Genomic DNA, 14878 nt, shown 5'->3' on the forward strand with positions numbered 1-14878 from the left:
GCTCCCGGCCGGTAGATTCGAACCTCTGTGAACTGATCAGTAGCCAATCAGTTCTGAAACTTGTTCTAGATTACCGCCAGCGGTTACGCTCCGGCGAAAGTCCAGTGAGAAGGGGGCCGAGCGTGACCGCAGAGGCCGTCCAGGCAGCCGCGCCTCGCCCCGCAGAGGCCCCCACGGCCTCCGCCCCGACGAACGGTGACCGCCCCCTGCGGATCGCGATGCTCACGTACAAGGGGAACCCGTTCTGCGGCGGTCAGGGCGTCTACGTGCGCCACCTCTCGCGCGAACTGGCCCGCCTCGGCCACTCCGTAGAGGTCATCGGCGCCCAGCCCTACCCCGTCCTCGACGACGGCGTCACGCTGACCGAGCTGCCCAGCCTCGACCTCTACCGCCAGCCCGACCCGTTCCGCACGCCCCGGCTCGGCGAGTTCCGGGACTGGGTCGACGCCCTGGAGGTCGGCACGATGTGGACCGGCGGCTTCCCCGAGCCGCTGACGTTCTCCCTGCGGGCCCGGCGTCATCTCGCTGCCCGCCGCGGCGAGTTCGATGTCGTCCACGACAACCAGACGCTCGGCTACGGCCTGCTCGGCGGCCCCGGCGCGCTCGGCGCCCCGCTGGTCACCACCATTCACCACCCCATCACCGTCGACCGCCGGCTCGACCTGGAAGCCGCCGGCAGCTTCCGGCGCCGCGCCTCCGTCCGCCGCTGGTACGGCTTCACCCGGATGCAGAAGCGCGTCGCCCGCCGGCTGCCCTCCGTCCTCACCGTCTCCGGCTCCTCCCGCCAGGAGATCGTCGACGACCTCGGCGTCGCCGACGGCCGCATCCATGTCGTGCACATCGGCGCCGACACCGACCTCTTCTCCCCGGACCCGTCGGTGGCCGAGGTGCCCGGCCGCATCGTCACCACCTCCAGCGCCGACGTCCCCCTCAAGGGCCTGATCCACCTCGTCGAGGCGCTCGCCAAGGTCCGCACCGAGAACCCGGACGCGCATCTCGTCGTCGTCGGCAAGCGCGCCGACGACGGGCCGGTCGCCGCCGCCATCGAACGCCACGGCCTGTCCGGCGCCATCGAATTCGTCAAGGGCATCACCGATGCCGCACTCGTCGACCTGGTCCGCAGCGCCCAGATCGCCTGCGTCCCCTCCCTCTACGAAGGCTTCTCGCTGCCCGCCGCCGAGGCGATGGCCACCGCGACCCCGCTGCTCGCCACCACCGGCGGCGCCATCCCCGAAGTCGCCGGGCCCGACGGCGAGACCAGCCTCGCGGTGCCCCCGGGCGACTCCGGCGCGCTGGCCGCCGGACTCCTCCGCCTGCTGGGTGACGCCCCGCTGCGCGCCCGCCTCGGCGCGGCCGGCCGGGAACGGGTGCTGGCCCGCTTCACCTGGCGGCAGGCCGCCCTCGGCACCGCCGAGCGCTACCGCGAGGCCATCGCCCTGCAGAGCCACCCGGCCGCCGCCGCCCCGCGCGGCGCCGCCCCCGCACCCAGCACCGCCGGACGCGTCTAGATGCCGGACGCGTCCAGATGACCGGCTCCGGACGGACCAGCGAGTCCGGAGCCGCGTCCGCCGACGGCGCCGGCCGCGCCCCTCACCGACCCTCCCGCCACCACCGCCCCGAACCGCCGGACGAAAGCAGAACGCCGTGCTGACCGTCGACTTTTCCCGTTTCCCGCTCGCCCCGGGCGACCGCGTCCTCGACCTGGGCTGCGGCGCGGGCCGGCACGCCTTCGAGTGTTACCGGCGCGGCGCGCAGGTCGTCGCCCTCGACCAGAACGCCGAGGAGATCCGCGAGGTCGCCAAGTGGTTCGCCGCGATGGAGGAGGCCGGCGAGGCCCCGGCCGGCGCCACCGCCACCGCCATGGAGGGCGACGCGCTGGCCCTGCCGTTCCCCGACGACAGCTTCGACGTCGTGATCATCTCCGAGGTCATGGAGCACATCCCCGATGACAAGGGCGTGCTCGCCGAGATGGTGCGGGTGCTGCGCCCCGGCGGCCGGATCGCGGTCACCGTCCCCCGCTACGGCCCCGAGAAGATCTGCTGGGCCCTCAGCGACGCCTACCACGAGGTCGAGGGCGGCCATATCCGCATCTACCGCGGTGACGAACTGCTCGGCAAGATGCGCGAGGCCGGCCTGGAGCCGTACGGCACGCACCACGCGCACGGACTGCACAGCCCCTACTGGTGGCTGAAGTGCGCCTTCGGGGTGGACAACGACAAGGCGTTGCCGGTGCAGGCGTACCACAAGCTGCTGGTCTGGGACATCATGAAGAAGCCGCTGGCCACCCGGCTCGCCGAGCAGGCCCTCAACCCCGTCATCGGCAAGAGCTTCGTCGCCTACGCCACCAAGCCGCACCTGCCCGATGCGGACGGCACGGCGGACGGGCCCGCGGCGAAGCCGGCCACGGCCGGCAAGGGCGGCAAGGCCCGCAAGACCGCCACCCCTTCCGCCAAGCCCTCGGCCAAGCCCGCCAAGTCGACCGCCAAGCGTTCCGCCGGGGCCGCCAAGTGACAAGCCCCGGACGTACCGAACGGCTGGTCCTGCCGGGCGTGCTCACCGCCGAACAGGCGGCCCGTACGGTCGCCGGCATCGTGGCGATGCAGCGCGAGGACGGCGCGATCCCGTGGTTCCGCGGCCACCACCTCGACCCGTGGGACCACACCGAGGCCGCCATGGCCCTGGACGCGGCCGGCGAACACGAGCGTGCCGAGGCCGCGTACGAGTGGCTGATGCGGCATCAGAACCCGGACGGCTCCTGGTACGCGGCGTACGCCGACGGGGACGCCGGAGCGCCCACCGACCGGGGCCGGGAGACCAACTTCTGCGCCTATATAGCGGTAGGGGTCTGGCACCACTTCCTGTCCACCGGCGACGAGACCTTCCTCGACCGCATGTGGCCCGCCGTGCACGCCGCGATCGAGTTCGTCCTGGGGCTCCAGCAGCCCGGCGGCGAGATCGGCTGGAAGCGCGAGGACGACGGCACACCCGTCACCGACGCGCTGCTGACCGGCTCGTCCTCCGTCTACCAGGCGCTGCGCTGCGCGCTCGCGCTCGCCGAGGCACGCGAGGAGCCGCAGCCCGACTGGGAACTGGCCCTGGGCCGCCTCGGCCACGCGATCAGCCGGCACCCGGAGCGGTTCCTGGACAAGGCCCGCTACTCCATGGACTGGTACTACCCGATCCTGGGCGGCGCGGTCCGCGGCGCCGACGCCACCGCCCGCATCGACGCCGACTGGGAGCGCTTCGTCGTACCCGGCCTCGGGGTGCGCTGTGTGCTGCCCAACCCGTGGGTCACCGGCGGTGAGAGCGCCGAACTGGCCCTCGCCCTCTGGGCGATGGGCGAGTCGGAGCGGGCCGTGCAGATCCTCAAGTGGATGCAGCACCTGCGCGCCGACGACGGCATGTACTGGACCGGCTACGTCTTCGACGACGACGCGATCTGGCCAATTGAACGCACCTCCTGGACGGCCGGTTCGCTGCTCCTGGCGGTGGCCGCGCTGGGCGGAGACGAGGCCACCACCTCGGTCTTCGGCGGCGAATGCCTGCCCACCGGCCTCGCGCCGGACTGCTGCCGGTAGCGAGTGGGCGCGGCGCGCGGGCGTCCCGTAGGGGGCGCCCGGCGTCGGCGGCGACATCCGCACACCTCAGGAATTCAGCTCGGCCAGCACCCGCAGGGTGTGCGGGTCCGGGGCGGTCACCAGGAGGTCGGTGACCGGGCCCGCGCGCCACAACTCCAGGCGTTCCGCGATCCGTTCGCGCGGGCCGACCAGGGAGATCTCGTCGGCGAAGGCGTCCGGCACGGCGCGTACCGCTTCCTCCCTGCGGCCCTGGAGGAACAGGTCCTGCACCCGCCGGGCCTCCTCCTCGAAGCCCATCCGTGCCATCAGGTCGGCGTGGAAGTTGCGGGCCGCGTGGCCCATCCCGCCGATGTAGAAGCCGAGCATCGCCTTGACCGGCAGCAGCCCCTCGGCGACGTCGTCGCAGACCACGGCCCGCGCCATGGGCGCGATCCGGAACCCTTCGGGTGCCTCGGTGAGGGACGCCCGGTAGACGTCGGTGCGCTGCGGCGACCAGTACAGCGGCAGCCAGCCGTCCGCGATCCGGGCGGTCTGGGCGATGTTCTTGGGCCCCTCCGCGCCCAGCAGCACGGGGAGCGAGGCGCGCAGCGGGTGGGTGATGGGCTTGAGGGGCTTGCCCAGTCCGGTGCCGTCCGCGCCGCGGTAGGGGACCGGATGGAAGCGGCCGTCGCACTCCACCGGCCCTTCCCTGCGCAGGACTTGGCGGATCACCTCGACGTACTCGCGGGTCGCGGTGAGCGGGCTCTTGGGGAACGGCCGTCCGTACCAGCCCTCCACGACCTGCGGCCCGGACAGCCCGAGGCCGAGCATCATCCGGCCGCCGGAGAGGTGGTCGAGGGTGAGGGCGTGCATCGCGGTGGCGGTGGGGGTGCGGGCGGCCATCTGCGCGATGCCGGTGCCCAGCTGGATGCGGGAGGTGTGGGCGGCGATCCAGGTGAGTGCGGTGAAGGCGTCCGAGCCCCAGGCCTCCGCCGTCCATACGGAGCCGTAGCCCAGGCGCTCGGCCTCCTGGGCGAGTTCGAGGTGGCGGGGGTCGGGGCCGCGTCCCCAGTAGCCCAGTGCCAGACCGAGTCGCATGCGCGCCCCTCTCCGAGGTCATGGATGCTGCCGGCGGCCATGGCTGACGGAGTGTCAGGTGCGGCCGGTCCGGTGGACTGTACGACCCGGCCGCGGGCAGCGCAACGGCCCCCCGCCCGCGAGGGCGAGGGGCCGGAGGGGACCGTGGTGCGTCCGGGTCAGCCGCGCTGGATCCCGGTCGTGTCCTGCAGGACACCGCGCCGGCCGTCCTGGGTCTGCGCGATCAGGGCCTGGCCGCGCTGCTCCACAGCGAGGTACCAGGTGCCGGGCGCCAGTTCGGCGATCGGCGACGGCGAACCGTCCTCGCCGTACAGCGGGCGCGCGACGGGCACCGCGAACCAGAACGGCGCGAAGTCGGCCGGGGCGCCGGCCGCGGCGGTGGCGCCCTGCGGGCCGCCGGCCGGAGCCTGCTGGCCGCCGTAGCTCTGGCCGGGCTGGGGCTGACCCGGGCCGGGCTGGCCGGGCTGGGGCTGCTGGTGCGCACCGGGGTAGCCGTAGCCGTGGCCGGGCTGCTGCTGCTGAGCGCCGGGGTAGCCGTAGCCGGGGTTGGGACCGGCGCCGTAGGGGGAGGGGCCGCCGACGGGCTTGTCCGGGATCAGCCGGCCCTGGAGCGCGGGGACCTTGGGGCCGGCCAGCGCGGCACCGGACATCACCAACAGGGCCAGGAAGGCCAGGATGTGGCCGATGCCGATGCCGATTCCGACACCTTCCTGGGTGGCACGCTGGGAACTGTCGAACAGCATCCAGAGGCAGGTCCAGGTGGCGAACAGGGAGAGCCCGACGCCCAGCTGGCCGAGGTCGAGGCCGAGGAACTTACGCTCGGTACCCAGCGCGCGGCCGACGACGATGAGCGCCGCGGCGATGATTCCCGCAAGGAAAATCGACGGGAGGACCGGGAACAGCTTGGACTCCCAGCCGTTGGGCAAGTTGTCCGAGGCGTTGCCGCAGTCTCCCGGGCAATCCAGGGAGTAGAAGTTGAGGAACGAGGCGATGAACAGCAACACCGCTGCTCCGATCACCACGCCGTCGCCTCGAGTGAGGGAGCGGATGTTCACGTAAAGGTCCTTTGTCGGGTTCGAGGATCTGTGGTCGCTGTCGCTGTCTGGCGCGCGGTGCGGGGCACGGCGGTGGCCCCCCATCGTAAAGGGGAACCTATCGTCGAATCTGCCGGGTCGTCTTCTTGGTATCGGCGCGGTATCGGTGCGGTATGGGCGCCCGGACCGGTGCCGCTATCCGGCCCGGTGGCGGGGACTCCGTTCACCGCGTCAAGAAGTCCGTAATGCCCTCGGTGATCCCGCGCGCCGCCTTTTGCCGCCACTGTGCGTCGGTCAATTGTGCGGCGTCCTTCGGGTCGCGCATATTGCCGCACTCGATGAACACTTTCGGCACCGTCGAGAGGTTGAGGCCGCCCAAATCGGAACGTACGTCCAATCCCGTACCGCCGCCGATGTAATTGGACGGCGCGCTTCCGGTCACCGCCACGAAACGGCCGGCCAGCCGCTCGCCCAGCTCGCGCGAGGGCGCCACGATCGCGGCGTTGTCGGCCCGGCCGGCCTTGACGCGGCCGGGGAGGATGACGTGGAAGCCGCGGTTTCCCTTGCCCGAACCGTCGGCGTGCAGGGAGATCGCGGCGTCCGCGTGCGCCTTGTTGCCGATGGCGGCCCGTTCGTCCACGCACGGTCCGTACGGCCGGTCGCCGTCCTGGGTGAACATGACCGTCGCGCCCTGCTCCCTGAGGAGGGCGCGGGCGCGGCGGGCGACGTCCAGGGTGTACGTCGCCTCGGCATATCCGTCGTTGGTGGACGTGCCGGTGGTGTCGCATTCCTTGCGTTCATTGCCGATGTTCACCAGGCGGGCGATTTCCCGTCCGTGATCACGGTTGTGCGGATTGTGGCCGGGGTCGATCACCACGGTCTTGCCTTTCAGGCTGCCGTGGGGATTGCCCTTTCCGGCCCCGTCGCCGCCCGCGCCCTTCTCCGCCTCCTTCGTCGGCCTGCCCTTGTCGCCCTTGCCGCCCTTGTCCGGGGTGGCGGGGGAGCCGGACCTGCCGCCTCCGGCCGTCGCCGATGCGCCCGGCGCGGGCGGCGCGGCGCGTGGTGGCTCACCGCCGTCGCCGCCCGCCGACCGCAAGATCAGCCAGCCGGCGACGGCGGCGATCACCAGGACGGCCGACGCGATGAGGACGGTGCCGCGCAGGCGGCGGTGCGGGGGGAAAGTACTGCCGTTCGACACGTCCGCGATCGTAGCCCGCTCAGCTGCCGGGGCCGGTGCGCCGCAGGACGTGCAGGGAACGGTGGGCCGAGATCTCGGTGAACGCGCCGGACTCCAGGGCCCTGCGGTAGATGCGGTACGGGGCCTGCCCGCCGTCCGCCGGATCGGCGAAGACGTCGTGGATGACCAGCAGCCCGCCGGGGGCGAGGTGCGGTACCCAGCCCTCGTAGTCGGCGGTGGCGTGCTCGTCGGTGTGGCCGCCGTCGATGAAGACCAGCCCCACCGGCGCCTGCCAGACGGCGGCGGCCTGCGGCGACCGGCCGACCATGGCGATCACATGGTCCTCCAGGCCCGCGGCGTGCAGCGTGCGGCGGAAGGTGGGCAGTGTGTCCATCCGGCCGGCCTCGGGGTCGACGACCGTCGGGTCGTGGTACTCCCAGCCGGGCTGCTGCTCCTCGCTGCCCCGGTGGTGGTCGACGGTGACGGCGGTGGTGCCGCAGGCGCGTGCGGCGTCGGCGAGCAGGATCGTGGAGCGCCCGCAGTAGGTGCCGACCTCGACGAGGGGGAGCCCGAGGGCGCCGGCCTCCCGCGCGGCCGCATACAGCGCGAGGCCCTCGTCGGCCGGCATGAACCCCTTGGCCGCCTCGAAGGCGGCCAGAATCTCCGGCTCGGGTGCCGCGGCCATGGGGTTCCTCCTGGTCGTACGGGGGTGGGCGCCCCATCGTGCCGTACGCGGCCGACGGGTGCGGGGGCGGGCCCTGGGACTGCCGTCCGGATCGGACCGGCTCACGGGGCCGGACCGGTTCACCGGGCCGGATCCGCTCACCGGGCCGGCCCGATCCGTGCGAGAGGTACCGGATGACCGGCCCGCCGGCCCGCCGGCCCGCGGGCCGGCGGGCGGCGCAAGGGGCGCTCGTGCCGCCGGGGCGGTGAGTCCCCGGCGGGCGCGGAAGGCTTGGTATCTGACCTTCCGTCAGAATGAAACGTGTTCTAGTCTGCCGGGCATGGGGATCGGAATCACACAGGAACAGCGTGAGTTGGCCGATGCGGTACGCGGCTGGCTCACCCGCGCCGTACCGCCCGAGGAGATCCGCAAGCTGCTCGACGCGGATTCCCCTGCGGGCGGCGGGCGCCCCGCCTACTGGGACGGCCTCGCCGCACAGGGACTGCTCGGCGTGCACCTGCCCGAGGAGTGCGGCGGCGGAGGCGGTGAACTCCTCGACCTCGCCGTCATCCTGGAGGAGGCGGCCCGCGCCGCGCTCCCGGGACCGTACCTGGCGTCCGCACTCGCCTCCGCGGTGCTGGCACGGGCCGGGGCGGAGCAGCTCGTCACCCCGCTCGCCACCGGTGAACGGATCGGGGCCGTCGCACTCGGCACCGGGACGCTGACCGCGACCGAGGACGGTGACGGCGGGTATGTGCTCGACGGCACCGCGCCGCCCGTCCTCTCCGGTGCGGACGCCGACCTGCTGGTGCTCGCGGCCGCGTCGGCGCAGGGCACGCTCTGGTTCGCCGTCGACGCCGCCGCGCTCGCCGTGCGCGCCCACGCGGGCGCCGACCCGACCAGGGGCACCGCGGAGATCACCGCGGACGGCGTACGGGTCCCCGGCAGCCGGGTGCTCGGTCCGGACGACGGCCGGGTGACCGACCTCGCCGCAGTCCTCTTCGCCGCCGACGCCTGCGGAACAGCCGGCTGGGCGCTGCACACGGCCACCGAACACGCCAAGGTGCGCGAGCAGTTCGGACGGCCCATCGGACAGTTCCAGGCCGTCAAGCACTTGTGCGCCGACATGCTCGTCCGGGTCGAGCAGGCGCGGGCGCTGGCCTGGGACGCGGCCCGCGCCGCCGACGACGCACCCGAGGCGCGCGGCCTGGTCGCCGCGCTCGCCGCCGCGACCGCCCTGGACGCCGCGTACAGCTGCGCCAAGGACTGCATCCAGATCCTCGGCGGCATCGGCTTCACCTGGGAACACGACGCCCATCTCCACCTGCGCCGGGCGACGGTGGCCCGCGGGCTGCTCGGCGACGGCGACACCCACCGGCTGCGGGCCGCCCGGCTCGGCGCCGACGGCGCCCGCCGCGCCCTGCGGCTCGAACTCCCCGCCGAGGCGGACGGGCACCGGGAACGGGCCCGTACCGCCATCGACGGGGTACGCGGCCTGGACCCGGCTGCCGCCCGCCGCGCGCTGGCCCCCACCGGCTACGCCGCCCCGCACCTCCCCGCACCGCACGGCCTGGGCGCCGGGCCCGTCCAACAGCTCGCCATCCAGCAGGAGATGGCGGCAGCCGGCGTCCGGGTCAGCGATCTGGGCATCGCCACCTGGGTGGTGCCCTCGCTCATCGCCTACGGCACCGCGGCCCAGCAGGACCGCTATCTGCTGCCGTCGCTGCGCGGTGACCTGCTCTGGTGCCAGCTGTTCTCGGAACCGGGGGCCGGTTCGGACCTGGCGTCGCTTCGCACCCGCGCCGAGCGGACGGACGACGGCTGGCGGATCAACGGCCAGAAGGTGTGGACCTCGGCCGCCCAGTGGGCGAGCCACGGCATCCTGCTCGCCCGCACGAACCCGGACGCCCCCAGACACCGCGGACTGACGTTCTTCCTCATCGACATGAAGAGCCCCGGCATCGAGGTGCGGCCGCTGACGGAGATCACCGGCGACGCGCTGTTCAACGAGGTCTACTTCGACGATGTGCTGCTGCCGGCCGACGCCGTCGTCGGCGAGGTCGACGGCGGCTGGCAGGTCGCCCGCACCACCCTCGGCAACGAACGCGTCCACATGGCCGACCAGTTGACGTTCGACACCGGACTGGAGGCCCTCATCGACCGCTCCGCCGCGTTGGACGGGTCGGTACGGGTACGGGTGGGCGCGCTGGCAGCCGAGGCGCACGCGCTGGGCTGCATCGGGCTGCGCACCACGCTCCAGCAGGTGTCCGGGCTGGAGCCGGGTGCCGGCGCCAGCATCCGCAAACTGGTGCAGACCCCGCACCAGCAGAAGGTCGCCGAGCTGGCACTGGAACTCCTCGGACCGGCCGCCGTCACCGGCGAAGGGGCCGGCGAGCGGGCGCTGCACGGCTTCCTGATGTCACGCTGCCTGACCATCGCCGGCGGCACCACCCAGGTCCAGCTGAACGTCGTCGCCGAACGGCTCCTCGGCCTGCCCCGCGACCCGGAGCCCCGCCCCCTCATCTGACCCCGCCCGGCCCGCTCCGATCTCCCGCCGGCCCCGTGACGTCCCTGACCGCTCCGACTTCCCCGACCTCCAGGAGGACCCGCATGGCTGGCAAGGCGTACATCGTCGGCGTCGGGATGACCAAGTTCGAGAAGCCCGAGACCCGCGACTGGCAGTACTGGGACATGGCCGCCGAAGCGGGCGGCAAGGCGCTCGCCGACGCCGGGATCGGCTACGACGCGATCGAGCAGGTGCCGGTCGGCTACTGCTACCAGCCCTCGACCGCCGGCCAGCGCGCCGCGTACGAACTGGGGCTGACCGGCATCCCCGTCTACAACGTCAACAACAACTGCGCGACCGCCTCGACCGCGCTGATGATGGCCCGCCAGTTCGTCGAGTCCGGCATCAACGACTGCGTGCTGGCACTCGGATTCGAGAAGATGAAACGCGGCGCGCTCGGCGGCGGCGCGGACAGCGGCGACTTCGCCACCTCCCCGGTCGCCCGGCACTACGGCGTGATGGCGGCCGCCCACGGCTTCGAGATGAGCCCGCCCACCGCCCAGATCTTCGGCAACGCCGCCCGCGAGCACATGGAGCGGCACGGCACCACCGAGGAACAGCTCGCCGCCGTCGGCGCCAAGAACCACCGGCACTCCGCACACAACCCCTACGCCCAGTTCCAGGACGTCTACACGGTCGAGGAGATCCTCGCCGCCAGGACCATCCACCGGCCGCTGACCAAGCTCCAGTGCTCGCCGACGTCCGACGGTTCGGCCGCCGCGGTCGTCGCCTCCGAGCGCTTCGTCCGCGAACACGGCCTCCAGGAGCGGGCGGTGGAGATCGTCGCGCAGGCCATGACGACCGACACCGAGGACAGCTTCGCCTCCGGCTCCTGCATCGACGCCGTCGGCAAGCCGATGTCACGGGCGGCGGCCCGGCAGGCCTACGCGGCGAGCGGCCTCGGCATCGAGGACGTGGACGTCATCGAGCTGCACGACTGCTTTTCGGTCAATGAGCTGCTGACGTACGAGGCGCTGGGGATGTGCGCCGACGGCGAGTCGGGGAAGCTGGCCGCCGACGGCGCCACGACCTACGGCGGGCGCTGGGTGGTCAACCCGTCCGGCGGGCTGATCTCCAAGGGACACCCGCTGGGCGCGACCGGCCTGGCCCAGGCCGCCGAGCTCGTCTGGCAACTGCGCGGCACGGCGGGCGAGCGGCAGGTCCCCGGCGCCCGGGTCGGCCTCGCGCACAACATCGGCCTGGGCGGCGCCGCGGTGGTGACGCTGCTGCGCAAGTGACAGACGGGGTCGGGGGGCTTTGGTCCTACGGCTTCGGGCCTTGCGACCCGGCGCGACGTAGGTCTCCCGTCCGGTGGCCGGTGCGTCGTTATCCCGATGCGGGCCTCACGCGTCGAATGCGAGCATGGTCCGCATGCCCCCGATAGCCACCTCCGCCACGCTGTCCGAAACTCCGCGCCGGACGGCCGCGCCCGCCTGGCTGGTGATGGTGCTGGTCTGCGCCGGGCAGTTCCTGGTCGTGCTGGATGTCTCCGTCGTGAACGTGGCACTGCCCGCGGTCCGTTCGGGCCTCGGGCTGAGCGAGCTGGGCCTGCAGTGGATCGTCAACGCCTACGTCATCACCTTCGCGGGCTTCATGCTGCTCGGGGGCCGGGCCGCCGACCTCTTCGGCCGGAAGCGGATCTTCGTCGTCGGCCTGGCGCTCTTCACCCTCGCGAGCCTGGGCGGCGGGCTCGCACAGGAGCCCTGGCAGCTGATCGCGGCCCGCACCGTGCAGGGCGTCGGCGCCGCCGTGCTGTCCCCGGCCACCCTCACGATCCTGACGACGTCGTTCCCCGCGGGAGCGGCCCGCACCCGCGCCATCGCCACCTGGACGGCCGTCGGCGCGGGCGGCGGCGCGGTGGGCGGACTCGTCGGCGGGGTGCTCACGGAGTATCTGTCGTGGCGCTGGGTGCTGCTGATCAATGTGCCGGTCGGGGCGCTCGTCCTGACCGGCGCCGTACTGTGGCTGACCGAGAGCCGGCGGGACACCGGGCGGCGGCTGGACGTGCCCGGAGCGCTGCTGGTGACGGGCGGCCTGGGGCTGGTGGCGTACGGCATCGTGCAGACCGAGACGGACGGCTGGACGTCCGCGTCGGCGCTGCTGCCGCTGGCCGCCGGGCTGCTGGTGGTGGCGGCGTTCATCGCCGTCGAGGCGCGGGCCAAGGCCCCGCTGATGCCGCTGGGGCTGTTCCGGCTGCGCTCGGTCTCCTCGGCGAACGCGGCGATGGTGCTGGCCGGCGCCGCGATGTTCTCGATGTGGTACTTCCTGTCGCTCTACATGCAGAACGTGCTGGGCTACCGGCCGCTGCAGGCCGGGCTCTCCTTCATCCCGCACTCGCTGAGCATCGTCCTGGGCTCGAAGATCGCGCCCCGGCTGATGAACCGGGTCGGGGCCAAGAGCCTGGCCGTCACGGGGGCGGTGATCTCCGCCTCGGGCATGCTCTGGCAGGGCGCGATGGGCGCCGACGGGACCTATCTGAGCACGCTGCTGGGCCCCGGCATCTTGATGGCGTTCGGCGCCGGGCTGACCGCGACGCCGGTCGCCTCCATCGCCACCTCCGGCGCCGACCCCGCAGACCAGGGGCTGGTCTCCGGCCTGATCAACACCTCGCGCCAGATGGGCGGTGCGCTGGGCCTGTCGATCCTCTCCACGGTCGCCGCCTCCCGTATCGAGACCGGCCACGGCAGCCCGGTGGCCCTGGCCGGCGGCTACGGCCTGGCGTTCCAGGTCGGGTCGGCGGTGCTGCTGGGCAGCATCGTGCTGATGGTCGTCGCGCTGCCCCGGCGCCGGGCCGACATCGCCCACTGAGGCCGCACCGCCCCGGCGTGCCCTGCCGGGGCGGGTACGCGCCCTACAGCCAGCCGTTGCGGCGGGCCGCGCGGACGGCTTCCATGCGGTTGCGGGTGCCGGTCTTGCCGATGGCCGAGGAGAGGTAGTTGCGGACGGTGGCCTGGGAGAGATGGAGCCGGCCCGCGATATCGGCGACGGTCGCACCGTCCACCGCCGCGGTCAGCGCGTCCCGCTCGCGCTGGGTGAGCGGATTGGGGCCGGCGCTGAGCGCCGCCGCCGCCAGTCCAGGGTCGATCACCTGCTCCCCGGCAAGCACCCGCCGGATCGCCGCCGCCAGCTCCTCCACCGGGCCGTCCTTGACCAGGAAACCGGAGGCCCCGGCCTCCATCGCGCGGCGCAGATAGCCCGGCCGCCCGAAGGTCGTCACGATCAGCACCTTGCAGGACGGCAGCTGTGCGCGCAGGTCGGCCGCCGCGTCCAGGCCGCTGCGGCCGGGCAGTTCGATGTCCAGCAGCGCGATGTCGGGGCGGGCGTCCAGCGCGGCGTCGACGATCTGATCGCCGGCGGGGACCTGGGCCACCACTTCCATGTCCTCTTCCAGGTCGAGCAGGAGCGCCAGCGCGCCCCGCATCATTCCCTGGTCCTCGGCCAGCAGGACCTTGATCACCTGGTCAACCCTTCCGTGTCCGCCAACTCACCCGAATCCAGAGGCAGCTCGGCCGTGACGCGGAAGCCGCGCCGGCCGTCCGGGCCGCTCTCCAGGGTCCCGCCCGCCGCCGCCAGCCGCTCGGCGAGCCCCTTCAGCCCCGTGCCGCCCGCCGTGCCCGTGGGGCCGTGACGGTCCGTCGCACCGGGAGCGCCCGCGGCCGGGGCGGCACCGGAGCCTACGGGACCGCGGCCGTCGTCCGTGACCGTCAGCCGTACGTGGTCGTCGTCGGCGCCCACCTCGATCTCGCAGCGGGTGGCGCCGCTGTGCCGGAGGGTGTTGGTGACGCCCTCGCGGACGACCCAGCCCAGCAGCGCCCCGGCATGCGGCGGCAGCGGCGGGCAGGTCTGGCGTACGACCGACTCGATACCGGCCGCCTCCAGCACCGAACGCGCCCGGTCCAGCTCGGTGGTCAGGCTGCCCTCCCGGTAGCCGCTGACCGCCTCGCGGATCTCGGTCAGCGCCTGCCTGCCGACCGCCTCGATGTCGGCGGCCTGGGTGAGCGCGGCGTCGAGATCGCGCGGTGCCAGCCGGCGGACCGCCTCGGCCTTGACCACCACCACGGACAGGGTGTGCCCCAGCAGGTCGTGCAGATCGCGGGAGAACCGCAGCCGTTCCTTCTCCACGGCGCTGCGGGCCAGTTCCTGCCGGGTGGCGTCCAGCTCGTGGATGGTGTCGAACAGGCTCAGGACCGTGGCCGTCACCATGCCGGACAGGAAGGTGCCGTAGCCGATGCCGACCGAGCCCCACGGTCCGTCCTCGCCCTGGGAGCCGGCCAGGAAAGCGGCCGAGCCGCTGAGCGCGATCAGCCAGAGGGCGAGCCGTTTGCCGCGCAGCGCCCGCACCGTGCCGGAGGCCAGCGACAGCAGCGGGAAGAACAGGAACCAGGTGTCACCGAAGCCGAGGGCGATGGCATAGGTGACGGCGGTCAGCGCACCGAGGGCGTAGATCTGGTAGCGGGAGCCGCGCAGCCGGGGGTTGAAGGAGGCGAAGACGACGGTGATGTAGAGGGAGTTGAAGGTGAGCAGCCCCAGGCCGGCCAGCCAGGGATTGCCGGACCTGCCCTGGACGATGTTGGAGAAGGCGCCGAGGCCCAGCAGCAGCCAGGGCAGGAAGGTGTACCGGCCGGGGCCCTTGTGGTCCTTGCCGGTGCCCGTGCCCGGCCAGGCCGGCCGTCCCGGCCGCCACTGCTTGTGCGGGGCACCGCCGGCCCGGGAGGCCTCTTCGCCGCCGTGCGGCCCCTTCGTGTGCTGCACTGTCGCTTCCCCGGTCCTCACCATCGCCGA

Annotated in this window: 12 protein-coding genes; 6 read left to right on the forward strand and 6 right to left on the reverse strand. The window is 73.1% G+C overall.

All coding sequences use genetic code 11. From position 1 onward, the window contains the following. Positions 1-122 precede the first annotated feature (122 nt). The 3 genes from ACIRQ7_RS14705 (at position 123) to ACIRQ7_RS14715 (ending at position 3578) form a co-directional block, all read left to right on the forward strand. Positions 123-1508 (forward strand): glycosyltransferase family 4 protein, encoded by a 1386-nt coding sequence (locus tag ACIRQ7_RS14705; protein WP_404262595.1) that lies wholly within the window; start codon positions 123-125, stop codon positions 1506-1508. A 136-nt stretch (positions 1509-1644) separates the two neighbouring features. Next, a complete protein-coding gene (locus tag ACIRQ7_RS14710) occupies positions 1645-2511 on the forward strand; it encodes a methyltransferase domain-containing protein (protein WP_404262597.1) in 867 nt (288 codons plus the stop codon). After that, the gene (locus tag ACIRQ7_RS14715; RefSeq protein WP_404262599.1) at positions 2508-3578 is read left to right on the forward strand and encodes a prenyltransferase/squalene oxidase repeat-containing protein; all 1071 of its coding nucleotides are present in this window, start codon (positions 2508-2510) and stop codon (positions 3576-3578) included. The genes ACIRQ7_RS14710 and ACIRQ7_RS14715 overlap by 4 nt, the downstream gene beginning before the upstream one ends. A 66-nt stretch (positions 3579-3644) precedes the next feature. Here ACIRQ7_RS14715 and ACIRQ7_RS14720 read toward each other — a convergent pair whose 3' ends face one another. From ACIRQ7_RS14720 to ACIRQ7_RS14735, 4 genes are all read right to left on the reverse strand, one after another. Then, positions 3645-4655, reverse strand: a complete 1011-nt coding sequence (locus ACIRQ7_RS14720; protein ID WP_404262601.1) for an LLM class F420-dependent oxidoreductase — start codon at positions 4653-4655, stop codon at positions 3645-3647. Positions 4656-4813: 158 nt separating this feature from the next. Further along, entirely contained in the window at positions 4814-5710 is an 897-nt protein-coding gene (locus ACIRQ7_RS14725; RefSeq protein WP_404262602.1) for a hypothetical protein, read from the reverse strand. 202 nt (positions 5711-5912) lie between these two features. Beyond that, positions 5913-6887, reverse strand: a complete 975-nt coding sequence (locus tag ACIRQ7_RS14730; RefSeq protein WP_404262604.1) for an N-acetylmuramoyl-L-alanine amidase — start codon at positions 6885-6887, stop codon at positions 5913-5915. Positions 6888-6906: 19 nt separating this feature from the next. Further along, complete coding sequence (locus ACIRQ7_RS14735) at positions 6907-7551, reverse strand: class I SAM-dependent methyltransferase (RefSeq protein WP_404262606.1); 645 nt, start codon at positions 7549-7551, stop codon at positions 6907-6909. Positions 7552-7870: 319 nt separating this feature from the next. On the opposite strand from ACIRQ7_RS14735, the gene ACIRQ7_RS14740 reads away from it, so the two are divergent. From ACIRQ7_RS14740 to ACIRQ7_RS14750, 3 genes are all read left to right on the forward strand, one after another. Then, the gene (locus ACIRQ7_RS14740; RefSeq protein WP_404262608.1) at positions 7871-10057 is read left to right on the forward strand and encodes an acyl-CoA dehydrogenase; all 2187 of its coding nucleotides are present in this window, start codon (positions 7871-7873) and stop codon (positions 10055-10057) included. 83 nt (positions 10058-10140) lie between these two features. Further along, positions 10141-11334, forward strand: a complete 1194-nt coding sequence (locus tag ACIRQ7_RS14745; RefSeq protein ID WP_401472188.1) for a lipid-transfer protein — start codon at positions 10141-10143, stop codon at positions 11332-11334. Positions 11335-11458: 124 nt separating this feature from the next. Next, positions 11459-12904 (forward strand): MFS transporter, encoded by a 1446-nt coding sequence (locus ACIRQ7_RS14750; RefSeq protein WP_404262610.1) that lies wholly within the window; start codon positions 11459-11461, stop codon positions 12902-12904. A 43-nt stretch (positions 12905-12947) separates the two neighbouring features. On the opposite strand, the gene ACIRQ7_RS14755 is transcribed toward ACIRQ7_RS14750, so the two are convergent. Beyond that, positions 12948-13553: a response regulator gene (locus tag ACIRQ7_RS14755; protein ID WP_401472194.1), complete on the reverse strand. Its 606-nt coding sequence runs from the start codon at positions 13551-13553 to the stop codon at positions 12948-12950. Further along, entirely contained in the window at positions 13550-14872 is a 1323-nt protein-coding gene (locus tag ACIRQ7_RS14760; protein WP_404262612.1) for a histidine kinase, read from the reverse strand. Before ACIRQ7_RS14760 ends, ACIRQ7_RS14755 begins: the two co-directional genes overlap by 4 nt. Positions 14873-14878: the final 6 nt, after the last annotated feature.

The sequence above is a fragment of the Streptomyces sp. NPDC101393 genome (assembly GCF_044767385.1).
GTDB lineage: Bacteria > Actinomycetota > Actinomycetes > Streptomycetales > Streptomycetaceae > Streptomyces.